A 21,968-nucleotide genomic window follows, 5' to 3' on the forward strand; every position below is an offset into this window, starting at 1 on the left:
TTTGGTCCCTATGACATCCAGCGATGCCGCATTTGAACAGCTGATCACCGACGCCCGCCAATGGGCTTCCCAAGACCCGGACCCGGCGACGGCGACTGCTCTCGTTGAGCTGACCGATCTCGCCCGCGGCGGTGATGCGGGAGCAACGCAGGAACTGGGCGACAGCTTCAACGGCACCCTGCAGTTCGGCACTGCCGGCCTTCGGGCAGCACTCGGTCCGGGCCCCAACCGGATGAACCGCGTCGTCGTCCGCAGGGCGGCGGCAGGCCTCGCCGCTTTCCTCACCGAGACGGTGGCCGCAGCTGCGCCCGGAACCCAGCCACGCGCCGTCGTCGGCTTCGATGCCCGCTACAACTCGGACATCTTCGCCCAGGAAACCGCGGCGATCTTTGCGGCAGCAGGCATCGAAACCTTCCTGATGCCGTCAGCACTTCCGACGCCGTTGCTCGCCTTCGCGGTCCGGTCACTGGATTGCGACGGTGGCGTGATGGTCACAGCGAGCCACAACCCGCCGCAGGACAACGGTTACAAGGTGTACCTCGGACGGCACGCCGTTTCCGAGAGCGGACGCGGTTCGCAGATCGTCGCGCCGTACGACGTGCAGATCGCTGCCAAAATCGAAGCCGTGGGTGCGTTGGATTCGATCGCGCTGGCAGAGGACGGCTGGACCGTGCTGCCCACCTCCATCGCGGCCGACTATGAAGGCGCCATGGCGGGCTTGGTGGATCGGGAACATTTCCCGGCCCGGGACCTCAAGATCGTCCTGACCCCCATGCATGGTGTCGGCGGCGAAACGGCTGTCTCTGTCCTGAATGCCGCAGGCTTCACGGATGTCACTCTGGTGGCCGAACAGGCCGAGCCGGACCCGGACTTCCCCACCGTCGCGTTCCCCAACCCGGAAGAACCCGGCGCCCTGGACCTGGCCCTTGCGGCTGCAGCCGACTCGGGCGCCGACCTTGTTGTGGCCAACGACCCCGACGCCGATCGCGCTGCGGTTGCTGCGCTGGATCCCGCCACGGGAGCCTGGCGGATGCTCCGCGGAGACGAAGTAGGAGCGCTCCTGGGCGCGCACGTCGTGGCACGCATGGCTGCCGCAGCCGGGGATGAGCCGCAAACGGGCGTCTTCGCCAACTCGATCGTTTCCTCGCGCCTGCTGTCCCGGATTGCCGCTGCAGCAGGCTACGCCCACGAGGAAACCCTCACCGGGTTCAAGTGGATTTCACGGGTCCCCGGCCTCACCTACGGGTATGAGGAAGCTTTGGGATACTGCGTGGCGCCGGATCTGGTGCGGGACAAGGACGGAATTTCAGCGGCAGTGCTGATCGCTGAACTTGCTGCAACAGCCAAGGCCGACGGCAAGACCATCTTTGACACCCTTGATGACCTGTACTTGGTACACGGACTGCATGCGAGCGACCAGCTCAGTATCCGCGTAGCCGATTTGGGCCTGTTGGACGCCATGATGAACCGCCTCCGGGTCAATCCACCGGAGGCATTCGGAGGCTCCGTCGTCGAGGTTTTCACTGATCTTGCCGAGGGAAGCGAAGCCCTGCCTGCAACGGACGGTCTGCTGTACCTTACGCGGGACCAGAGCCGCGTCATCATTCGCCCCAGCGGCACAGAGCCGAAACTCAAGTGCTATCTGGAAGTCATCCAAGCGGTGGAATCCGCAGCGGAACTTGCCGCTGCGCGCCAAGCAGCACGAACGTCCCTGGATGATGTTCTCAGGGACGTCCGCGAAGCATTGGGTTTGTAAGACTCTTAGAGTTCAACCTCAATGAAGCCATCCACCAAGCGGGTGGCAAAGGCTTCGAGCGTGAGCTCCGGGTTGGTGAAGCATTCACCGGTTTCGAGGTCGTAGACCTCTTTGTGCAGCGGCGACGCAATGGTGGGCCTGCTTCCACGGGAGCCGATGATGCCGCGGGCCATCACATTGGCGAGCGTCGCCGGATCCTGCTGGGCCACAGCAAAGACCTCGGTGGGCGCCGTGCGGAACAGCGCAACCTGGCGTCCGGCGATCAGCGCAGCTTCGCCCCAGGCAACTTCGAGTTCGTCCACCGGGCAAACACGCTGCCAGGTGGCGGTAGCGGTGGCGGACAGGTTTTCGGCCCGGTCCAGAATTACGGTCATTTCAGCCCCTCTCACTGTGTCCGGGTGCTGGCATTTTCCACCGTCACTCCCCCGGACCTGGCCACGCTTGCGGCCACTCCTCCACGCTAGGACGGGGGTGTTTCAACAGCGGTGCGCGTTTGTGTCCAACGCGTAAAAGAGACCTCACGCCGCCGGAAATGGTTTCGTGATGCAGAAGTTAAGATCACGAAACATAAGGGAAACTGAAGCGAAACTGCCCGTCCCTAGGCTGGAACCACAAGTTGCGACAGATCCGTCTGCAACATCTGCGAAAGGCCACCAGTGACCGGACACACTTCAAGTACAGAGAACCTGCGCCGCATCGTCGTCGTCGGCGGCGGTCCTGCCGCCCACCGCTTCGCCGATGCCATGGTCAACCGCGGACTTGAAGGTTGGCAGGTTACGGTGCTGACCGAAGAAGCCCACCTCCCCTACGACCGTGTGGCGCTGAGCAAGGCCCTGACGGAAACCGGCGTGGACCTCACCCTGGGCGACGCGTCCATGTGGGACCACGAAGCCCTCACGCTCAAGACCGGCGAGCGCGCCGTCAAAATCGATGCTGTTGCCAAGAGCGTCCTCACGGCTGCAGGCAACAAGTATGAATACGACCATCTGGTGGTCGCCTCGGGTTCGGATGCAGCCCGTCTCCCTATCCCCGGCGCGGAACACACCCACGTTTACCGGACGCTCGAAGACGTTTGGGCCATTAACAAGGCCATTGCCGGGCTCACCGAAAAGCTGGGACGCAAGGTTAACGCTGTCACCATCGGTGGTGGACTGCTGGGGCTCGAGTCCGCTGCCGGCACCGAGCAGCTGGGTGCTACCCCGGTCGTCATCAACGGCTCACCCTGGCTCATGAACACCCAGTTGGACGAAGGCGCAGGGCAAGCCTTGGGCCGACTGATCGAGGCCAAGGGCTTCGAAGTTCACGGCGGCGTGTTCCCCTCCGAGGTTGTTACTGACGACGACGGCAATGTCACCGGAGTCCTCATGGCTGACGGCCGCACCATCGACGCCGACCTCGTGATCGTTGCCATCGGCGTCAGGCCCCGCGACGATCTCTTCCGCGCAGCTGAAGGCGAAGAGCAGCTCTTCAGCCTGGGCCAGCGCGGCGGCGTGGTCATCAATGATTTCTGTGCCACCGAAGTGGACGGCATCTGGGCCATCGGCGAAGTAGCGAACTTTGAAGGCATGTGCCTGGGCCTCGTGGCTCCGGCCAACACCATGGCCGAGATCGTAGCTGATCGCCTGCACGGCGGCGAAGCAACGTTCCCGGGCTTTGACACTGCCACCAAGCTCAAGTTGTCCGGCGTTGATGTTGCCAGCTTCGGTGATGCCTTTGCCCGGACGGAACATTCCCTGGAGATCGTCTACGCCGATCCCGCTCGTGGCGTGTACCAGAAGATTGTCACCACCGATGATGCCAAGACCCTTCTGGGTGGCATCTTCGTAGGCGACGCTTCCCCTTACATGAGCCTCCGTCCGCTCCTGGGCCGCGAACTCTCTGCAGAACCGGGCGCCTACCTGAGTGCTGCCGGTGGTGGGGAGGCTCCTGAGACCGAGCTTCCTGACGATGCCATCCTGTGTTCCTGCAACAACGTAGCTGCCGGCACCATCCGCGACACCATCAACGGCTGCGGCTCCTGCGAAGGAAACGCTCCAGTTCAGGAGCTCGGCGAACTCAAGGGTTGCACCCGCGCCGGCACTCAGTGTGGTTCCTGTGTACCCATGCTCAAGAAGCTGATGGAAGGCGAACTGAAGAAGTCCGGCATCGAGGTCTCCAAGGCACTCTGCGAGCACATCAGCCTGTCCCGCCAGGAACTCTTCGACGCTATCCGCGTCCTTGAATTGACCTCCTTTGAAGAGATCATGGCCAAGTACGGCACGGGCGCGGGCTGCGATATCTGCAAGCCGACCATCGCCTCCATCCTGGCCAGCCAGCACTCCGCCTACGTCCTGGACGCCGGACGTGGCTCGCTGCAGGACACTAACGACCGCGCTTTGGCGAACATGCAGAAGGACGGCACCTACTCGGTGGTCCCCCGCATCGCCGGTGGTGAGATCACACCCAAGGGCCTCGGAGTCATTGCGGCCGTGGCTGAGAAATACAACCTCTACACAAAGATCACCGGTGGCCAGCGCATCGATATGTTCGGCGCCCGCTTGGAGGAATTGCCGGACATCTGGAAGGAACTGGTGGACGCTGGCTTCGAATCCGGCCAAGCCTACGGAAAGAGCCTCCGCACGGTGAAGTCCTGTGTGGGCTCCACGTGGTGCCGGTTCGGCGTGCAGGATTCGGTGGCCATGGCCATTGCCCTGGAGCTTCGGTACCGCGGCCTCCGCAGCCCGCACAAGCTGAAGATGGGTGTCTCCGGTTGCGCCCGCGAATGTGCCGAGGCACGCGGCAAGGACGTGGGAGTGATTGCCACGGCCGATGGCTGGAACCTGTACGTAGGCGGTAATGGTGGCGCCACCCCGGCCCACGCAAAGCTCCTCGCCAAGGACCTGGACGACGAAACCCTGCTGAAGTACATCGACCGCTACCTCATGTACTACATCCGCACCGCTGACCGCCTCCAGCGCACCGCACGCTGGCAGGAAGAGCTCGACGGCGACATCAAGCACGTCGAGGAAGTAGTGGTCAACGACTCCCTGGGCATCGCAGAAGAGCTTGAGGCAGCCATGGCCAAGCACATCGACACCTACGAGGACGAGTGGGCCGAGACCCTGAAGGACCCGGAGCGCCTCCGCCGTTTCCGTTCGTTCGTGAACGCCCCCAACCAGAAGGACGAGTCCATTTCCTTCGTTCCGGAGCGCGGCCAGATCCGACCGGCCACCAACGAGGAAAAGGGTGGCGTGCTCATTGCCTCCACCATCCCGGTCCGCAGCGAAACCGTCGGCGTAGAAAACTAGGGGTTCACCATGCAGCTCACCATTGATCTCACCGGCCGCGACGTCCTTGTCACGGGATCCGAAAAGTCTGCCCGCCAAGCAGTCCGCCGCTACCAGCGAGCCGGCGCCAAGGTGTACCGGCTCAGCACCCCGGAAGGAGTGCCGGGCGACGGCCAGCTGCCCGAGCGGCCCTTCCTGGTGGCGGTGGTGGACGACGGCGAGACCGGTTGGCTGCCGCTGGTGGAACGCTGCCGCGAAGCCGGGATTCCCGTTGCGTTTGAGCCTGCACCCGGAGCCGAAGGCCATGTGACCCTGGTGGGTGGAGGGCCGGGAGCCCTGGAACTGCTCACCGTGGGTGCCGTGGACGCCCTGCGGGATGCCGACGTCGTGCTTTATGACCGGCTCGCTCCCTACCAGGAACTTGCCGATCTGACCTCTGCAGAGCTCGTGGACGTTGGAAAGCAGCCCGGGCTCCATAAGGTGACTCAGCGGGACATCGAGAAGCTCATGGTGGAAGCTGCACTGCTGGGCAAGAACGTGGTCCGGCTCAAGGGCGGCGATCCGTATGTGTTCGGGCGCGGCGGCGAAGAAGTGGCTGCCTGTGTTGCTGCCGGTGTCCCGGTGAGGGTCATTTCCGGTGTCACCAGTGCCATCTCCGTACCCGCAGCGGCCGGAATCCCCGTGACACACCGCGAGGTGAGCCACATGTTCACCGTTGTCTCCGGCCACGCCCCTTTGACGGAGAAGGAACACACCCACCTTGCCGGCCTGGGCGGGACGATCGTGGTCCTCATGGGCATCGGCACCCTGCCCCAGCTGGCGGCCGGCCTGCGCCGCGCTGGAATGACTGCAGAGATGCCCATGGCCGTGGTGGAACGCGGATACCGCCCGGGACAGCGCACCACCATCGCTGACCTCGGTACCATCGAAACGGCGGCCACTGGCTGCAGCAACCCGGCCGTACTGGTCATCGGCGAGGTGGTTCGGGTTGCTGAAGCCAACCGGAACCATGCCGAAGCATCCGCTGAACTGAGCCGACTCGCGGCTTCGCTCCTTGAAGCCTGAAGGTAAGAACACATGACTGTTGCACGTGCCATCGAAGTCCCGGACGCTGCTGCCGCGCCGGAAGTTTCCGAAACCGTAGACGCGCCACTGGACGGATTCCGCATTGGCGTCACCTCGCACCGCCGTTCCCGTGACCTCATCGAGGCACTGGAGCGCCGCGGTGCGAGCGTGTTGCACGCCCCTGCTTTGAAGATCGCCCCGGTGCAGGAGGACATGGTCCTCATCGAGGACACCCGCACCATCATCGCGGCCAAACCGGACATCTGCATCGCCACCACGGCGTACGGGATGCGCCGCTGGTGTGAGGCTGCAGACTCTTTCGGCATCGGCGAGCAACTCCTGGAGACCCTGTCTGCCTGCCGCATGTTTGTCCGTGGACCCAAAGCCCGTGGTGCTGTGCGGGCGGCCGGTCTTGCCGACGTCGGAATCAGTAGTGACGAAACCACCGCAACCCTGGTGGACATGCTGCTGGCCGAAGGCGTGCGCGGTAAGACTGTGGCCGTGCAGCTGCACGGGTACACGGATGTCCGGCAACTTGAACGGCTCCGCATGTCCGGCGCCACGGTCCTGACCGTCACGCCGTACCGCTGGGTCAAGCCCGACGGCGAAGACAAACTGCCGCGTCTGATCGAGGCCGTAGTGGGCGGGAACCTCGACGTCTTGACGTTCACCAGCGCACCCGCCGTGGACGCAATGTGGAGCACCGCCCACGAAATGGGCCTGTACCGACAGCTCATCGAAGCACTCAAGGGTCCGGTGACGGTTGCCGCTGTTGGACCGGTCACCGCCCAACCCCTGGTGGACGCCGGGCTGAGCCCTCTGATCCCGGACCGCTACCGAATGGGTGCCTTGATCCGTTTGGTGACGGAGCACCTGTCCCTGAACCATGTGCGCCGCTTGGAGACCAAGAGCGCCACGATTGAGCTGCGTGGCCGCTGCCTGCGGATCAACGGCGAGGTGGTGGACCTTGCACCCGCTCCCCTCCTGCTGCTGCGAGCGCTGCTCGGAGCGGGTGGGGCTGTCCTGTCCAGGGAAGCGCTGTCTGACCTGTTGGACTTGCGCGGTTCCGTGCACGCCCTGGACATGACGGTGAGCCGGCTGCGGTCGTCCCTTCCGGACGGCAAGCTCGTGGAAACCGTGGTGAAGCGGGGTTACCGGCTGCGGGCCTAAGTTTCCTGCCACAGTTTTCCCGGGCACGCTAGGCCGCCTTCACAAGGGGAAGTTCGTCCCAGTTGGTGGTGTAGCGGGGGCTGAGCATGTCCCGTTTCATGGACCAGTCCGGGCCGCCCTTAATGCCCGCGTGGCCCAGGCCGATGGAGCCGCGGCCATACCGCTTGCTGACTTGCTCCAGCAGGGGGCCGATCCCACGCTCCTCGTGTCGGTTCTCGAAGATCTCCAGTGGCTTCTGATTGCCGCTGGGGCGGAGGTCGGTGACCATGATCCCGGCTTTGGCGTACTTCACGCCTTCCTGGATTTTGGGGACCAATGCATGTGCAGCCTTGGTCAGCAGCACCGGATCCGAGGTGGGCATGGGCAGTTTGACGTTGACCGTGGGGAACGATTTGTCGTTGGGGTTGTAGACCGATGTCGCGGCAAAGGCAGTCAGCAGTTTGGCCTGAAGACCGTGCTTGGCCAGCCTGGCGCTGGCCATCTGACCGTAGACGCTGAGCACCTGACGTAACTCTGCGGCCGTCGTGATGGGCGTGGAGAAGGAGCGGGAGAAGATCAGTTGGTCCCGCCCGATTCGTTCTTCCTCCATGGGGATGCAGGGCGTGCCTTGCAGTTCCAAGACGGTGCGCATCATGACGATGGAGAATTTGTCCCGCAACGCCACGGGGTCGGCCCGGATCAGGTCCAGGATCGAGAAGATCCCCATCGCATTCAGGCGTTTCGTGAGCCTGGTGGCCACACCCCAGATCTCGATCACGGAGAGCCGCGCCATGAGTGTTTCGCGTTGGGCCTCAGGGATGGAGTCCCAACGGCACACACCGTTGAAGGCAGGATTATGCTTGGCCCACTTATTGGCCAGCTTGGCGAGAGTCTTGGTGCGCGCGATCCCCACGCACACGGGCACCCCCACATGCCGTTGGCAGGCAACCTTGATGGTGCGCCCCAATTCCAGCAGGTCATCCGGCTGCCCCTTCACTCCCAGGAACGCCTCATCAATGGAGTACACCTCCTGCCATGCTGAGTACCGGGCCAGGAGCTCCATGACACGGGAGCTGATGTCTCCATACAGTTCGTAGTTGCTTGAGAGTGCGATGAGCCCCCATTCCTTGGCGCGCGGCGCGAGCTTGAACCACGGCTCCCCCAGCCCGATCCCCAACTTCTTAGCCTCCGGCGATCTGGTCACAGCGCAGCCGTCGTTGTTGGACAGGACAATCAACGGTTTGCCTTCCAACGCTGGGTTGAAGGCCCGCTCCGCCGAGGCGTAGAAGCAGTTGATGTCCACGTGGGCGATCTCCTGCATCCGATGCATGAGTGCTGGCTTGGACATTCCACTCCTTGGCTCGGCAATAGCACGCGTGGCCGGATTCAGGTGCGGGACACGCCGTGCATTCGAACATATATTCGAATACCTCAACTGTACTGCGAGGCCCCGACAAGAAAGCATCCCGTCCGCCGTATGTGGAAAAGTCCGGCGGACGGGATGCAGCCACGTGGTCAGGCGCTGGTGGCGTCTTGGACTTCGCCGACGAGTTCTTCGATGATGTCTTCGAGGAAGAGCACGCCGGTGGTGTTGCCGTCGACGTCGAAGACCCGTGCGACGTGTGAACCGGTGCGGCGCATCGTCGCCAACGCGTCTTCGAGGTCGCTGCCGCTGAAGGCGGAGGCGAGCCGGCGGATACGTTTGGCAGGGACCGGGGTGGTGAATTTCTCCCCGGAGGTCAGGTCCATGACGTCCTTGAGGTGCAGGTAACCGGAGGGGTCGCCGTCGTCGTTGGTGAGGATGTAGCGGGAGTAGCCGTGTTCGGCGACGGCTGACTGGATGTCTGCCGGGGTCGCTGCGGCAGGCAGCAGCACCATCTCTCCGATGGGGACCTCGACGTCGGCGACCTTTTTGGCCGTGAATTCAAAGGCCGCCGTGAGGGCGCCGGTGTTGTCGCTAAGCATCCCGTCCCGGGTGGACTGCTCCACGATGTTGGCCACTTCATCCAGGGTGTAGGCGCTGGTCGCTTCGTCCTTCGGTTGGACTTTGAACAGGCGGAGGATGGAGTTCGCGATCCCGTTCAGGGTCCAGATGACAGGTTTGACGATCTTGGAGACCATCACCAGGGGCGGGGCAAGGATCAGCGCGGCGCGGGTGGGAACGGAGAAGGAGATGTTCTTCGGGACCATTTCACCGATGACCACGTGCAGGAAGGTGACCAGCAGCAGCGCCGCGATGAAGGCAATGATGCCGATCGCTTCACCTGAGAGTGAGGTCAGTCCCAGCGGGATTTCGAGCAAGTGATGGATAGCCGGTTCGGAGACGTTCAGGATCACCAGGGAGCAGACGGTGATACCCAGCTGGCTTGTGGCGAGCATGAGGGTGGCGTGTTCCATCGCCCAGAGCGTGGTTTTCGCGGCTTTGCTGCCGGCCTCGGCTTTGGGTTCGATCTGGGAGCGGCGGGCTGAGATGACGGCGAATTCGGCGCCGACGAAGAAGGCGTTGACGACCAGCAGCACGATGAGCCAGATGATGCCGGGAAGGTATTCACTCATGGGTCAGCTCCTGCGTGAGGTTGTCAACGATCCGGTCGTGGGCGCTCTTGGGAGCTTCCCCGGTTTCGTCAGGGGTGAAGCGGAGGCGTTCCACGTACCTGCCGACGACGCGTTCAACGCGCAAAGTTCCGCCGCTGACGCTGACCTCGTCGCCAAGTTCGGGGAGGCGGTCCAACTGGTCGGTGATGAAGCCAGCCACCGTGTCGTATTCCTCGCCGTCAGGGACCACGATTCCTGTCCGGTCGAGCAGCTCATCGGGGCGCAGGGAAGCATCAAAGGTGATGGACCGGCCGGTCCTGACCACGCCCACGCGGGCCCGGTCGTGTTCGTCTTCGAGTTCGCCGACGATTTCTTCCACCAGATCCTCGAGGGTAACGATCCCGGCGGTTCCGCCGTGTTCGTCCGAGACGATGGCGACCTGCAGGCCTTGTTTGCGGAGCAGTCCCAGCAAGGTATCGACGCCCATGGATTCGGGGACTCGCAGGGGTTCGATCATGAGAGCCTGTGCCGTGATGGCGCCGCGGTCCTCAAGGGGAACAGCGAAGGCCTGCTTCACGTGCAGGACGCCCAGGACGTCATCGCGGTCTTCCCCGATCACGGGGAACCGGGAGTAGCCGGTGGCCGTGGCCAGGGCCAGGATGTCTTCGGCGGTGTGGTCGGCGTTCACTGCTGCCATCCGGACCCGGGGTGTCATGACGTCGGCGGCGGAGTGCTCCGAGAACCGCAGGGTGCGGTGCAGCAGGACGGCGTGGTCAAGGTCCAGAGAACCCTCCAAGGCTGAGCGGCGGACCAGGGAACTGAGTTCTTCGGCGCTGCGGGCGCCGGAGAGCTCTTCTTTGGGTTCGATGCCGAAGGAGCGGATGATGCCGTTGGCCGTGTTGTTGAACAGCAGAATCACCGGCTTGAACACTGTGGTGAACAAGGCTTGGAAGGGTACGACGACTTTGGCCGTGGACAGGGGAAGGGCTAGGGCGAAGTTTTTCGGGACGAGCTCGCCGATGACCATGGAGAAGATCGTGGCAAGGAAGATACCGGCCACTGCCCCGATACCGGGAACCACGGCTTCGGGCAGTCCAATTGACAGCAGCGGGCCGCGGAGCATGGAGCTGATGGCCGGCTCGAAGGTGTAACCGGTGAGCAGGGTGGTCAGCGTGATGCCCAGTTGCGCACCGGAGAGGTGCGTCGAGGTGATCTTGAGGGCCTTGATGGTGGGCCCCAGGCGCTTCTCACCGCGCGCCTGGCGGGCTTCGAGGTCATTGCGGTCAAGGTTGACCAGCGCGAACTCGGAAGCGACGAAGAATCCGGTACCGACCGTCAGGATGAGGCCGATGCCGAGCATGATCCATTCATACATTCGGGCGCCCCTCTCCCGTGGTGGCCGGTGATCCGGTCAGAAGGTGGAGGGGCCTGGGCATATGTGAAGGAGGGTCATCCATAGTGCACTTAATTCTACGGGGCGTAGGAAGCGCCCTGCGGTGTGTGCGCTGTAGGCGAAAGAGAGAGGCTCAGTGCAACGTTCAACGCCAAATCCGCCCTGGCGACGCCAGTCACTAGATGTGATGCAGGCACGTTGTGGCCACGCCCCAGATAGTTAGCTCGGACAGCGCAGGCACCCGAATGTCCGGATACTTGGGATTGTCCGCCTGCAAGACCACTCCCGACGGCGTGACGCGGAGCCTTTTGATGGTCAACTCACCGTCAAGGACGGCAACGACGACGGACCCATCCTTAGGCTCCAGCGCCCGGTTAACGATCAACTCATCCCCGTCACTGATCCCGGCGCCCTCCATGGATTGACCGGTCACCCTCACCACGAACGTGCTGGTGACATCCTTGATCAGGTGCTCATTGAGGTCAATCCGGCCATCAAAATAGTCCTGCGCAGGCGAGGGATACCCTGCCGCCACCGGAAGAGGAGCCAGCAGTACCGACATCAGGGAAAAGCCCGCATCTATCACGCGGGGCCGACTATCACGCCCACAACACACCTTTATTCGAATATATGTTCGATAATTTAGTGTACAGGTCAGGGCGGACATCGCGTAGACTCCCCGTGGGGGAAGGCCAAGCGAGGGCTTCCGGGCAGGAACAAATACAGAACCACCGGCGCCGGCGCTCATTGCTGCCGTGGCCGGACTCTGCATCCCGTATTGGAGAGTCATGACCGCCAGGAGCAAGGATCTAGCCGGAGCGCTCAGTGCCGACATCACCCGCATTTTCAAGAAACGCTACCCGGATGAGTTGGCCCGCGCGCAGTCCGCCCATGCACGCTCCGAGAAATCGGTACTCGCGTTCATGTTCTCCTCGGTGGCCCTCTGGTTTCTCGGTCCGGCCCTGTACCTGACCGGACTCATCGGCCCGGTCCTCGCCATCATGGTTCCCGGACTGCTGACCCTCGCATTGCTCGCCAGCGTGCTCGTCGGCATCTTCCGCAACAGGGCTGCATCTCGCCCCATTGTGGAGCAGGCACAGCAACTGGGTTATAAAGTCACCAGCGTGACCAAGAAGGGCGTGACAGTTGCCGCTCCGAAGGGCGAAATCACGGTGCCAGCGGAGTTCCGCGAGACCCTTCGAGTCACGCGCCAGCGATGATTGCTGTGCAGGCTTCGCACCCGGCCGGCTGTAGCCGTCCGTTCTTCAGATCCCGTGGCATCCTGCCTTCTAGCGGATCACCCTGTACGTCACGTGCGTGACCAGCCCGGTGCCACTGACGGCGGTGGGTTCAAGGCGCAGGTTCTCCACGCCGTCGAGCAGGCGCTCGCCACCGCCCAGGATGATGGGCGCTATGTGAAGGCGTAATTCGTCGATCAACCCGGCCGACAGGAACTGGCGGGCAGTCGACGCCCCGCCAGCGATTGCGACGTCCTTGGCCCCCGCAGCTGCTTGCGCCTGGGACAAGGCAGCTTCGATGCCGTCATTGATGAAGTGGAACGTCGTGCCGCCCTGCATTTCCAGAGGCTCACGTACATGGCGGGTGAGCACATACACCGGCGCGCGGTAGGGCGGCTCCTCATCCCACCAGCCACGCCAGTCAGCGTCCCAAGGCCCGGGGCCCGGTCCGGCGAACATATTCCGGCCCATGATGAAAGCCCCTGCCGCGAGGATCCCCTCCACTTGGGCGGCGTTGGCTTCCCGCTCCTCGAACTGCCAGCGGTGCAGGGTTTCGCCCCGCTCCCCCAGAGGCTGCTGCAGGCTTTGATGGGGGCCGGCAACAAATCCGTCCAGGGAAACTGTCAGATCACATGTGACTTGGCTCATGCGCTCATCATGCCACCGCCGCCCCGGCGGCACGCTGAGACTCTGGAAAAAGGCCACAGCAGGGCGGACACTGTGGCTATGTCTTCGGGCACCTGCCCGGACCTTCAGGAGGATCCCATGACACGACCTTCGAACCTGGAGCAACTGAACATCCTGATCGGCGAGTGGGAAACCACCGTCCCGGAGCGGGGCGTGAGAGGCCGGACAACCTTCGAGTGGTTGGAGAGCGGCGGCTTCCTGATCCAGCGCTCCACGGTTCAAAAACCGGAGTACCCGGACTCGATCAGCATCATCGGTGCTACGGGATCCGATGGCGCCCTGCAGCAGCACTACTTCGATTCACGCGGTGTCGCCCGAATATACGACGTGACGCTGAGGGACAACGTCTGGATGATGTTCCGGGACGGCCCGGACTGGCCACAGCGATTCGTGGGCCGCTTCAGCGCGGACGGCAACACCATCAATGCCCGCCTGGAGCGGGGAAGCTATTCCGGCGGACCGCTGGAGCACGACTTCGACATGGTGTACACCCGGATCCGCGGGACCCACATGTGATCCACGTTATTACCGGCCGGTAAACACCATGCTACGGATCGGCCATAGATGGCAACAGCGGCGAAACACCCGCGAAAAACCGGCCCCCTACGCTAATGATCAACAGCAGGTCATATGAGCGAAAGGGCCAAACATGTCCGCCATCCCGTCCGCACCTTCCCTCCACATCGTCATTGCAGGCGCAGGTCCAGCGGCCCAGGCTTTGGTGCGGCGACTTGCCGGAGGCTCCGACTCCAGGCAGCGCGTTTTCCACGGAACCATCACTGTTCTCAGCAACCGAGACGAGTGCCCGGAGGCCCTGTTGGAACTCGCTGAACTCCCCCAGGTCTCGGTCCGGTTCGGGCAGGCGGCCAGCTTCATTGACGCCGACGCAAGGATTGTCACCACAGTGGACGGCATGGAGTTCTCCTATGACCAGTTGGTCATTGCCACGGGCTCGGACCCCGCCCTTCCGCCGGTGGCAGGCGCCGAATCGAGCCTGAGCTACTCCACCATCGATGACGCTGCCAACATTGGCGAAGCGGTCAAGGACCTCACCCGTTTGGTGGGCCGCCGTCCTCTGGGAATCCTGGTTGGAAACGGTCCTGCAGCGGGCCAGGCTGAGGCCGTATTGCGGGCCCGCGGAGTCCGCCCCGTCCGCACAACTCTCCGCCCCACCGCCGTCGTGCCCTTCCCCGGAACCGGCACCGGCACCGGCACTGACACCGACACTCAAGGTTCCACGCTGCCGGCAACCGGCATCCTCTTCGAAGATGGCAGCAGCATGAAGGGCGATCTGGTGGTCCTGGCCGAGGAACGCACTGCCCGCAACGACCTCGCCGAAAGCGCCGGCCTTACAACAGCTCCCGACGGCGGTATTGCAGTGGGGCGCGACCTCGCCACCTCGGTCCCGGGAATCTGGGCGGTGGGCGATGCCGCATCCTGCGACGGCCTTCGCCTGGGCCTGCTTCTCTCCGCCGAGTCCTCTGCAATGTTGTGCGCCTCGGGGTTGCTCCTCAGTGCAGGGAAACAGGATCAGCAGGCGCTGCTGGCCGCCTGAGCTGGTGCTGGCGGAGGCCGGAGAGGCCCCCGTCGCATGTGGCAAGATGGTCCTTTGACGGGCAGTGACAACCCTGCGGCCACCGGGCCGGCCACGCCCTGCACGGAAGGATTCCATGAGCAACGAAGCCGTCGCCCCTGCAAATATCGCCTCCTACATTGACCACACACTGTTGAAGCCGGAGGCCAGCGAGGCCGACGTCCTCAAGGTGTGCGCGGAGGCCGTTGAGTACAAGTTCAAGTCAGTCTGCGTGAACCCGGTGTGGGTCAAGACCGTCACCAAGGCCCTCAAGGGTTCCGGTGTGCTCACGTGCTCGGTGATCGGGTTCCCACTGGGCGCCACCCCCAGCGACGTCAAGGCTTTCGAGGCCCGCGGAGCCGTGCTGGACGGTGCCGATGAAATCGACATGGTGATCAACATGGCCTCTGCCCGCGCCAACGACAAAGGCGCACTGGTGGATGACATCAGGGCCGTATCAGAGGCGGTCCATGCGGGTGAGGCCATCTTGAAGGTCATTATTGAGACGTCCATGCTGACCGATGAGCAGAAGGTCATCGCCTGCGAAGCATCCGTGGAAGCCGGAGCGGACTTCGTCAAGACCTCCACCGGATTCAATGGGGGCGGTGCCACTGTTGAAGACGTTGCCCTGATGCGCAAGACCGTGGGACCGGACCTGGGCGTCAAGGCCTCCGGTGGAGTGCGGTCCTTGGCCGATGCACAGGCTATGATTGCTGCTGGTGCAACACGTATCGGAGCGAGTTCCGGAATTGCCATTGTCAAAGGTGAACAGGGTTCATCGGCCTACTAAGGCTTCCGCTACCGTCAGAGATTTTTGAGCCCTGCGGGGCGAGGAGGAATGAATGTCCAAGAACGCCACAAGCGCCCCCATTGAAAAAGAGAACAGCCTGGCGTCCAGCATTGTGCTGTTCCTTGTCATGATCGTGCTCTTCCTGGGTGCTATTTACTCCCTGTCGTTCCTGACGCTCGATAACCCTTGGCCGATGGCCGTCTGCCTCGGACTGTTCGCCTTGGCGTTCTGGATCCCGCAGACCATTTTTGGCCGCTCTGACTCTGCCGGCGAGAACTAAGCTCCGCTGATGACGTTGAATGGCCCGGGCTCACGCCCGGGCCATTCCTTTGTGGCTCAACCTCGTCGTGGCTCAACCTCGTTTGTGGCTCAACCTCGTTTGTGGCTCGACCTGCCGTCAAGGCAGTTGTACTACCCCGCCCAGAGCCGCCAGAACGCCGGGCCAGTGCTGTTGCGCCAGCGTCCACGCAGCGGCTCCCATGCCCACCATGGCGTAGCCGCTGACGGGTATCAGAACCAACCACTCACGTCGGGAACCAGCACGTCCCAGCAAGGGGATGGAGAACGCGCCATTAGGCCGCCAAATGCCCCGGATCACAGATTTTCGCAGGAACTTCGGTGGCTTGATGACAATGGGCCATAGGAGTGGCACCCCGCCAACTGTGATCATGTCCCCCACTATGTGCACCACTACCCCGGTGAGCATGGACAAGGGCAACCAGCCCCATTGATCCGGCGCAAACCACGTCACCAGGCCGGCCATCACCACCGCGAACAGCCAGTTGGTAATCCAGCCTGACTTCGGGAACAGGTTCAATGCCTTGGCCGCCAGGTTGATCATGAACATACACAGCAGCCCGGCGCCGATGGAAAGCTTGCCTAACGGAGTCACCATCTGAAACTGGGCAGCCATGGCTGCGAGCACCACAAACGCGGAAGCTCCCAACAAGGAGTGCGTCCCCTGTCGGTGCCCGCCGCTGGCTTTTTCTATCCCCACCGCAATCACATTGGACAGCGGCGGCAGCGAATTGGCGATAGTGCTGTGCCGGTGATCCCAGTCCACCACCAAAGCAGTTCCCGCCGTCGCCATGGCGCCGATCAGGATCCCGGTGGAGTCCAACGGGTACCAGCCCAGGGCGTACGGGCCCGTAGAGGCAATAGCAATCCACGCCGCGGCTCCCGACGCGGCGTGATGTCCTCCCATCATGCAGTTAGCCAGCCTTCACAGGTACATCAGCAAAAATCGCTTCAATGACGTTGTTGGCCCACTGAAGGATCTCGGCGTCCTGGAGATCCCGTCCACCGATCCTGGCCGTCTTGGGCTTGGGAATCAGCACCGAGTCCAAGGCAGGCTTCACCTGCGAGCCCGGATACATGCGGTTCAGGCGCATGGTTTTGGACTCCGGCAGTTGCGCAGGCGAGAAACGGATGAAGTTGCCTTGGAGTGCGACGTCGGACAGGCCGGCTTCGCGCGCACCCACCCGGAAGCGGGCCACGGCAATGAGGTTTTGCGCAGGCAGCGGCGGCTCCCCGTAACGGTCCACGAGTTCGGCCAGGACTTCGTCGATGGCCTCGTAGGTGATGGCGGACGCCAGTTTGCGGTACGCCTCCAGGCGCAACCTCTCCCCGGGTACGTAGTCGTGCGGCAGGTGGGCGTTGACGGGCAGCTCGATTTTCATCTCGGCGGCCTTCTCTTCGGCCTCGCCACGGTACTCGGCGACAGCCTCGCCCACCAGACGGATGTAGAGGTCGAAGCCCACGCCTTGGATGTGGCCCGACTGTTCGCCACCCAGCAGGTTGCCCGCACCACGGATTTCCAAGTCCTTCATGGCCAACTGCATACCGGCACCGAGCTCGTTGTGGGCTGCCACGGCTTTCAGGCGCTCCAACGCCACTTCGCCCAGGGGTTTCTCCGAGGGGTACAGGAAGTAGGCGTAGGCACGTTCCCGGCCACGGCCAACGCGGCCGCGGAGCTGGTGGAGCTGCGAGAGGCCATATTTGTCCGCCCCATCCACAATCAAGGTGTTGGCGTTGGAGATATCCAGGCCGGTTTCGATGATGGTGGTGCAGACGAGGACGTCGAAACGCTTCTCCCAGAAGTCCACAATGATCTTCTCAAGGCGGCTCTCCGACATCTGTCCGTGCGCCACTTCCACCCGGGCTTCCGGCACCAGTTCGCGGATCTGCGCGGCGATCCGCTCAATGGACGAGACGCGGTTGTGGACGAAGAACACCTGGCCTTCGCGCATGAGTTCACGGCGGATCGCGGCGGAGGTCTGCTTGTTGGTGTACGGACCCACGTAGGTCAGCACGGGGTGGCGTTCCTCCGGCGGCGTGGCCAGGGTAGACGTTTCGCGGATGCCCGTCAGCGACATTTCCAGGGTTCGCGGGATCGGCGTCGCACTCATGGCCAGCACATCCACGTTGGTGCGCATTTTCTTGAGGGCTTCCTTGTGCTCCACACCGAAGCGCTGCTCCTCATCGACGATCACCAGGCCGAGGTCCTTGAACTGGAAGTCCTTGGACAGGAGCCGATGGGTGCCGATCACCACATCCACGGCGCCGCTCTTAACGCCCTCAGCTGTTTCCTTGGCTTCCTTGCTGCTCTGGAAGCGGGACAGTGGCTTGACCCTCAGGGGGAAGCCGGAAAAGCGCTCGGTAAACGTTTCATAGTGCTGCTGGGCCAGCAAGGTGGTGGGCACCAGGACTGCCACCTGCTTGCCGTCCTGCACGGCCTTGAAGGCTGCCCGGACGGCAATCTCTGTCTTGCCGTAGCCAACGTCGCCGGAGACCAGACGGTCCATGGGGATCTCCCGCTCCATGTCCGCTTTGACCTCGTTGATGGTGGTCAACTGGTCCGGCGTTTCCACGTACGGGAAGGCTTCCTCAAGCTCGCGCTGCCAAGGAGTGTCCGGCGCGAAGGCATGACCCCGTGAGGCCATACGGGCGGAGTACAACCGGATCAGCTCACCGGCGATTTCCTTGACAGCCTTGCGTGCTTTGGACTTGGTGCTGGCCCAGTCCGCGCCGCCCATCTTGCTCAACGCAGGCGCGTCGCCACCCACATAGCGGGTCACCTGGTCCAACTGGTCGGTTGGTACGAAGAGCCGGTCCCCCGGTGCGCCACGCTTGGACGGCGCGTACTCCAGCACCAAGTACTCGCGCAGCCCGGCATCAGAGGAGGACGTACCGGCCACCTTGCGCTGGATGAGCTCCACGAACCGGCCAATACCGTGCTGCTCGTGCACCACGAAATCGCCCGCGTGCAGCTGCAACGGGTCCACGGCATTGCGTCGTTTGGACGGCATGCGCCGCATGTCCTTGGTGGAACTGGCCGTGGCACGGCCCAACAGATCGGCTTCGGTCAACAGGCCAAGTTTGAGGCCGTCCAGGACAAAACCGCGTCCGACGGCGGCGGTGGTCACCTCAATGATGCCCGCCTGGGGTTCCTCGTCCAGGGAATCCACACGGGAACAAGGAATCTCCGCGTCGTGGAACAGCTCCGCCAAGCGCTGGGCGGGCCCTGGACCGTCCGTCACCACAACTACACGCCACTGCTCACGCACGCGGGAGCCAATGAATTCCAGCATCTCAGCCACGTCACCCTGGTAACCACGAGGTTCACGGGCACGCATGTTGAGCACATCGATGTCCAGGACCAGGTCCTCATCGGAGGCAAGAGACGTGATGGACCACCAGGACACGCCATGTTCCAAGGCAGCTGAGCGGGTGTCGGTGAGTGAACGGAAACTGGCAGCATGCAGGTCGGTGGAGGCCTGGGAGGAGAGGTCGAGTGGCGCCGCACCGCCGTCGGACGCAGTTGACCAGGCAGCTTCCAGGAACTCTTCGTTGGTGGCTGCGAGATCGTGCGCGCGTGTGCGCACCTTTTCCGGTTCGATGACCACCGAAAGCGAGCCGGCGGGGAGCTGGTCCACAAACGGGACCATGGCGTCCACCAGTACGGGGGCCAGGGATTCCATGCCTTCAACGGCGATGCCACCGGCGATCTTCTCCAGCATGTCGGCCGCGGCAGGCATGTCTGCCTTGAGCTTGGCCGCACGGGACATGACCGAAGCCGTGATGAGGATTTCCCGGCACGGCGGGGCGTGCAGTTCAGTGGGGTGGTGGATGCCGGGTGCTGACAGCGAGCGCTGGTCGGCCACAGCGAACCAGCGCATCTGGTCTACTTCGTCACCGAAGAATTCCACGCGGATGGGGTGGTCCTCGGTGGGCGGGAAGACGTCAAGGATGCCGCCTCGGACGGCGAATTCGCCACGGTGCGTCACCATGTCAACGCGGGCATATGCGGCGTCGGACAGCGCCCTGACAACTTCCGTGAAGGATCGTTCCTGCCCCACCTGTAAGGTGACGGGGACCAAGTCACCCAGGCCCGCCACAATCGGCTGGACCACTGCGCGAACCGGGGCTACCACCACACGCAAGGGGGCCGCCGTCGAGCTTTCCGGGTGTGTCAGGCGGCGCAGGACGGAAAGCCGGCGGCCAACGGTGTCTGAGCGTGGCGAAAGCCGCTCGTGCGGGAGCGTCTCCCAACTGGGGAAGGTGGCCACGGACTCTGCGGGGAGGTAGGAGGCGAGCGCCGCGGTCAGGTCCTCGGCTTCACGGCCGGTTGCGGTGACTGCCAGAACCACGGGAGCACTGTCATCTTCCACATCAGCGGAAGCCAGGGCGTCGGCCATTTCGGCCAGCAGCACCGCGCGCATCCCTTGCGGGGCGCTGATCTGGTAGTCGGCGTTCCGGTCGTTGAAGGACCGCTGCGCCTCCGTGCGAACGCGCGCAAAAGTCTTGTCCTCCGCCAGTGCGCGGCGCAGACCGTTGAGGCTCATGGCAGAAACTCCTAGGGTGGGTCCAAGGGCGGGCAACACAAATGCCCGGAAATTCAGATGAATGCCGGGTCGTTCCAGCCTACCTCTACCCCCAGCCACAGGAGTTCCTTTGCAGCCTTCGGAAGCTACGCATTCCAATACCCCGCAGGAGACCAAGACAGTGCTGGTCACCGGCGCCACCGGCTACATCGGCGGGCGTCTTGTCCCCCGGCTCCTTGAAGCCGGTCACCGTGTCAAAGTCCTGGTCCGGACACCACAGAAAATCGCCGATGTTCCCTGGCACGACGACGTTGAGATCATCGAAAACAGCCTGTCCGATGCCGAAGGTCTCACCGAGGCGTTGGAGGGCGTCGATGTCCTGTACTACCTGGTCCACTCGATGGCCTCCGGGAGCGGTTTCGAGGCCAAGGAAGAGGCCATGGCCAGGCTCGTGGCCGGTGCCGCGGCGGATGCCGGCGTGGACAGGATCGTCTACCTGGGCGGGCTGCACCCGGAGAATACCGAGCTCTCCACGCACATGCGATCCCGCGAGACCGTGGGCCGGGTGTTCCTGGAATCGCCAGTGAACGCCGTGGTGTTCCAAGCCGGTGTGGTGATCGGTTCAGGATCGGCGTCGTTCGAGATGATCCGGCACCTGGCCGAAACCCTGCCCGTCATGCCCGCACCCAGTTGGGTTAACAACCGGGTTGAAGCCATCGCAGTCCGTGATGTGCTCCACTACCTTGTGGCTGCCGCTGCGGTTCCGGAGAAACTGAACCGCTCCTTCGACATCGGGTCCCGGGACGTCCTGAAATACAAGGACATGATGAACCAGTACGCCGTGGAGCGTGGGCTCCCCCGGCGGTTGGTCATAGCCCTTCCGGTGCCCGCTCCCAAGCTCGCGGGCCTGTGGGTGGCCTTGGTGACTCCCATTCCGTTGTCCATGTCCCTGCCTTTGGTGCAGTCGCTGCAGCACGACGCAGTGTCGCGGGAGCACGACGTCGACAATTACTTCCCGCAGCCCGACGGCGGCCTGACCCCCTATCGCCGGGCCGTCGCTTTGGCACTCGGCAAGGAAAGGGACGTGCAGGTGGAGACCACGTGGGCGAATGCCGGCATTGACGCCGACCCCCTTCCGAGCGACCCCGATTGGGCCGGCTACAAGGTCTTCCTGGACGAGCGGACCTTCCACAGCGAAGCCAAGCCCGAGTATGTGTGGACCATCATTGAGGGCATTGGCGGCAAGAACGGCTGGTACTCCCTGCCGCTTGCGTGGCGGGTCCGGGGTTGGTTGGACAAGCTACAGGGCGGGGCGGGGCTCTTGCGCGGACGCAGGCACCCCAAGACCCTGAACACGGGCGAGGTAGTGGACTGGTGGCGGGTGGAGGCGATCGACCGCGGGCATCTCTTGCGTTTAAGGGCCGAGATGCGGGCCCCCGGAGGTGCTTGGCTTGAGTTGTCGGTAGAGCCCGACGGCAGCGGGAGCCTCTACAAGCAGCGCGCTATCTTCTTCCCGCGCGGCCTGGCAGGGAGGCTCTACTGGTTGGGCGTTTATCCTTTCCACGGCTTCATTTTCCCGTCCATGGCCAGGAACATTTCGGCGGCTGCGATAGACCTTCAGGAAGTGGAGCGGAAGCAGGGTTCAGGGGTGTCCACTGAGACCCCGTAGGATGTTGGGAGCTAAAAAGCTTCA

18 protein-coding genes are annotated in these 21,968 nt (G+C 63.4%); 10 read left to right on the plus strand and 8 right to left on the minus strand.

All coding sequences use genetic code 11. From position 1 onward, the window contains the following. Positions 1 to 10: 10 nt before the first annotated feature. Positions 11 to 1,756: a phospho-sugar mutase gene (locus CQ020_RS16410; RefSeq protein WP_105692822.1), complete on the plus strand. Its 1,746-nt coding sequence runs from the start codon at positions 11 to 13 to the stop codon at positions 1,754 to 1,756. Positions 1,757 to 1,761: 5 nt separating this feature from the next. Here CQ020_RS16410 and nirD read toward each other — a convergent pair whose 3' ends face one another. Further along, on the minus strand, positions 1,762 to 2,130 hold the full coding sequence (gene nirD / locus CQ020_RS16415; protein WP_105692823.1) for a nitrite reductase small subunit NirD: 369 nt from the start codon (positions 2,128 to 2,130) through the stop codon (positions 1,762 to 1,764). Between the two features lie 282 nt (positions 2,131 to 2,412). Between nirD and nirB the strand changes: the two genes are divergently transcribed. From nirB to CQ020_RS16430, 3 genes are read left to right on the plus strand one after another with little or no spacing between them, the layout of a single operon-like run. After that, complete coding sequence (gene nirB / locus CQ020_RS16420) at positions 2,413 to 5,043, plus strand: nitrite reductase large subunit NirB (protein ID WP_105692824.1); 2,631 nt, start codon at positions 2,413 to 2,415, stop codon at positions 5,041 to 5,043. A 9-nt stretch (positions 5,044 to 5,052) separates the two neighbouring features. Further along, positions 5,053 to 6,087, plus strand: coding sequence for a uroporphyrinogen-III C-methyltransferase (gene cobA / locus CQ020_RS16425; RefSeq protein ID WP_105692825.1), 1,035 nt, complete (start codon positions 5,053 to 5,055; stop codon positions 6,085 to 6,087). 12 nt (positions 6,088 to 6,099) lie between these two features. Continuing rightward, a complete protein-coding gene (locus CQ020_RS16430) occupies positions 6,100 to 7,257 on the plus strand; it encodes a uroporphyrinogen-III synthase (RefSeq protein WP_105692826.1) in 1,158 nt (385 codons plus the stop codon). Between the two features lie 28 nt (positions 7,258 to 7,285). Here the strand turns inward: CQ020_RS16430 and CQ020_RS16435 are convergent, their stop codons facing one another. The 4 genes from CQ020_RS16435 to CQ020_RS16450 all read right to left on the minus strand — a co-directional run bounded on the left by CQ020_RS16435 (position 7,286) and on the right by CQ020_RS16450 (position 11,726). Then, positions 7,286 to 8,584, minus strand: coding sequence for a Y-family DNA polymerase (locus CQ020_RS16435; protein WP_105692827.1), 1,299 nt, complete (start codon positions 8,582 to 8,584; stop codon positions 7,286 to 7,288). Positions 8,585 to 8,751: 167 nt separating this feature from the next. Further along, positions 8,752 to 9,792, minus strand: a complete 1,041-nt coding sequence (locus CQ020_RS16440) for a hemolysin family protein (RefSeq protein ID WP_105692828.1) — start codon at positions 9,790 to 9,792, stop codon at positions 8,752 to 8,754. Continuing rightward, positions 9,785 to 11,146, minus strand: coding sequence for a hemolysin family protein (locus CQ020_RS16445; protein WP_105692829.1), 1,362 nt, complete (start codon positions 11,144 to 11,146; stop codon positions 9,785 to 9,787). Before CQ020_RS16445 ends, CQ020_RS16440 begins: the two co-directional genes overlap by 8 nt. A 196-nt stretch (positions 11,147 to 11,342) precedes the next feature. After that, positions 11,343 to 11,726, minus strand: a complete 384-nt coding sequence (locus CQ020_RS16450; protein ID WP_105692830.1) for a LexA family transcriptional regulator — start codon at positions 11,724 to 11,726, stop codon at positions 11,343 to 11,345. Positions 11,727 to 11,952: 226 nt separating this feature from the next. Between CQ020_RS16450 and CQ020_RS16455 the strand changes: the two genes are divergently transcribed. Beyond that, positions 11,953 to 12,384 (plus strand): hypothetical protein, encoded by a 432-nt coding sequence (locus CQ020_RS16455; RefSeq protein WP_105692831.1) that lies wholly within the window; start codon positions 11,953 to 11,955, stop codon positions 12,382 to 12,384. Positions 12,385 to 12,453: 69 nt separating this feature from the next. On the opposite strand, the gene CQ020_RS16460 is transcribed toward CQ020_RS16455, so the two are convergent. Next, positions 12,454 to 13,050 (minus strand): dihydrofolate reductase family protein, encoded by a 597-nt coding sequence (locus CQ020_RS16460; protein ID WP_105692832.1) that lies wholly within the window; start codon positions 13,048 to 13,050, stop codon positions 12,454 to 12,456. A gap of 117 nt (positions 13,051 to 13,167) precedes the next feature. Here CQ020_RS16460 and CQ020_RS16465 point away from each other — a divergent pair, with 117 nt between their 5' ends. The 4 genes from CQ020_RS16465 (at position 13,168) to CQ020_RS16480 (ending at position 15,732) form a co-directional block, all read left to right on the plus strand. After that, positions 13,168 to 13,605, plus strand: coding sequence for a hypothetical protein (locus CQ020_RS16465; RefSeq protein ID WP_105692833.1), 438 nt, complete (start codon positions 13,168 to 13,170; stop codon positions 13,603 to 13,605). A gap of 133 nt (positions 13,606 to 13,738) precedes the next feature. Then, complete coding sequence (locus CQ020_RS16470; protein WP_105692834.1) at positions 13,739 to 14,644, plus strand: FAD-dependent oxidoreductase; 906 nt, start codon at positions 13,739 to 13,741, stop codon at positions 14,642 to 14,644. Between the two features lie 115 nt (positions 14,645 to 14,759). Further along, on the plus strand, positions 14,760 to 15,452 hold the full coding sequence (gene deoC, locus CQ020_RS16475; protein ID WP_105692835.1) for a deoxyribose-phosphate aldolase: 693 nt from the start codon (positions 14,760 to 14,762) through the stop codon (positions 15,450 to 15,452). A gap of 52 nt (positions 15,453 to 15,504) precedes the next feature. After that, positions 15,505 to 15,732 (plus strand): hypothetical protein, encoded by a 228-nt coding sequence (locus CQ020_RS16480; RefSeq protein ID WP_105692836.1) that lies wholly within the window; start codon positions 15,505 to 15,507, stop codon positions 15,730 to 15,732. A 117-nt stretch (positions 15,733 to 15,849) separates the two neighbouring features. On the opposite strand, the gene CQ020_RS16485 is transcribed toward CQ020_RS16480, so the two are convergent. Next, positions 15,850 to 16,659: a metal-dependent hydrolase gene (locus CQ020_RS16485; RefSeq protein WP_105692837.1), complete on the minus strand. Its 810-nt coding sequence runs from the start codon at positions 16,657 to 16,659 to the stop codon at positions 15,850 to 15,852. Between the two features lie 4 nt (positions 16,660 to 16,663). Next, the gene (gene mfd / locus CQ020_RS16490) at positions 16,664 to 20,296 is read right to left on the minus strand and encodes a transcription-repair coupling factor (RefSeq protein ID WP_105692838.1); all 3,633 of its coding nucleotides are present in this window, start codon (positions 20,294 to 20,296) and stop codon (positions 16,664 to 16,666) included. Between the two features lie 109 nt (positions 20,297 to 20,405). Here mfd and CQ020_RS16495 point away from each other — a divergent pair, with 109 nt between their 5' ends. Then, the gene (locus CQ020_RS16495; RefSeq protein ID WP_105692839.1) at positions 20,406 to 21,944 is read left to right on the plus strand and encodes an SDR family oxidoreductase; all 1,539 of its coding nucleotides are present in this window, start codon (positions 20,406 to 20,408) and stop codon (positions 21,942 to 21,944) included. Positions 21,945 to 21,968 lie beyond the last annotated feature (24 nt).

Origin of the sequence: Arthrobacter sp. MYb23, assembly GCF_002979775.1 — a bacterium.
GTDB lineage: Bacteria > Actinomycetota > Actinomycetes > Actinomycetales > Micrococcaceae > Arthrobacter.

Excerpts from the sequence above, each read along its gene's own strand:
- CQ020_RS16410 (WP_105692822.1), top strand. The coding sequence starts at position 11 with ATGACATCCAGCGATGCCGCATTTGAACAGCTGATCACCGACGCCCGC.
- nirD (WP_105692823.1), bottom strand. The coding sequence starts at position 2,130 with ATGACCGTAATTCTGGACCGGGCCGAAAACCTGTCCGCCACCGCTACC.
- cobA (WP_105692825.1), top strand. The coding sequence starts at position 5,053 with ATGCAGCTCACCATTGATCTCACCGGCCGCGACGTCCTTGTCACGGGA.
- CQ020_RS16430 (WP_105692826.1), top strand. The coding sequence starts at position 6,100 with ATGACTGTTGCACGTGCCATCGAAGTCCCGGACGCTGCTGCCGCGCCG.
- CQ020_RS16435 (WP_105692827.1), bottom strand. The coding sequence starts at position 8,584 with ATGTCCAAGCCAGCACTCATGCATCGGATGCAGGAGATCGCCCACGTG.
- CQ020_RS16440 (WP_105692828.1), bottom strand. The coding sequence starts at position 9,792 with ATGAGTGAATACCTTCCCGGCATCATCTGGCTCATCGTGCTGCTGGTC.
- CQ020_RS16445 (WP_105692829.1), bottom strand. The coding sequence starts at position 11,146 with ATGTATGAATGGATCATGCTCGGCATCGGCCTCATCCTGACGGTCGGT.
- CQ020_RS16450 (WP_105692830.1), bottom strand. The coding sequence starts at position 11,726 with ATGTCGGTACTGCTGGCTCCTCTTCCGGTGGCGGCAGGGTATCCCTCG.
- CQ020_RS16455 (WP_105692831.1), top strand. The coding sequence starts at position 11,953 with ATGACCGCCAGGAGCAAGGATCTAGCCGGAGCGCTCAGTGCCGACATC.
- CQ020_RS16460 (WP_105692832.1), bottom strand. The coding sequence starts at position 13,050 with ATGAGCCAAGTCACATGTGATCTGACAGTTTCCCTGGACGGATTTGTT.
- CQ020_RS16465 (WP_105692833.1), top strand. The coding sequence starts at position 13,168 with ATGACACGACCTTCGAACCTGGAGCAACTGAACATCCTGATCGGCGAG.
- CQ020_RS16470 (WP_105692834.1), top strand. The coding sequence starts at position 13,739 with ATGTCCGCCATCCCGTCCGCACCTTCCCTCCACATCGTCATTGCAGGC.
- deoC (WP_105692835.1), top strand. The coding sequence starts at position 14,760 with ATGAGCAACGAAGCCGTCGCCCCTGCAAATATCGCCTCCTACATTGAC.
- CQ020_RS16480 (WP_105692836.1), top strand. The coding sequence starts at position 15,505 with ATGTCCAAGAACGCCACAAGCGCCCCCATTGAAAAAGAGAACAGCCTG.
- CQ020_RS16485 (WP_105692837.1), bottom strand. The coding sequence starts at position 16,659 with ATGATGGGAGGACATCACGCCGCGTCGGGAGCCGCGGCGTGGATTGCT.
- mfd (WP_105692838.1), bottom strand. The coding sequence starts at position 20,296 with ATGAGCCTCAACGGTCTGCGCCGCGCACTGGCGGAGGACAAGACTTTT.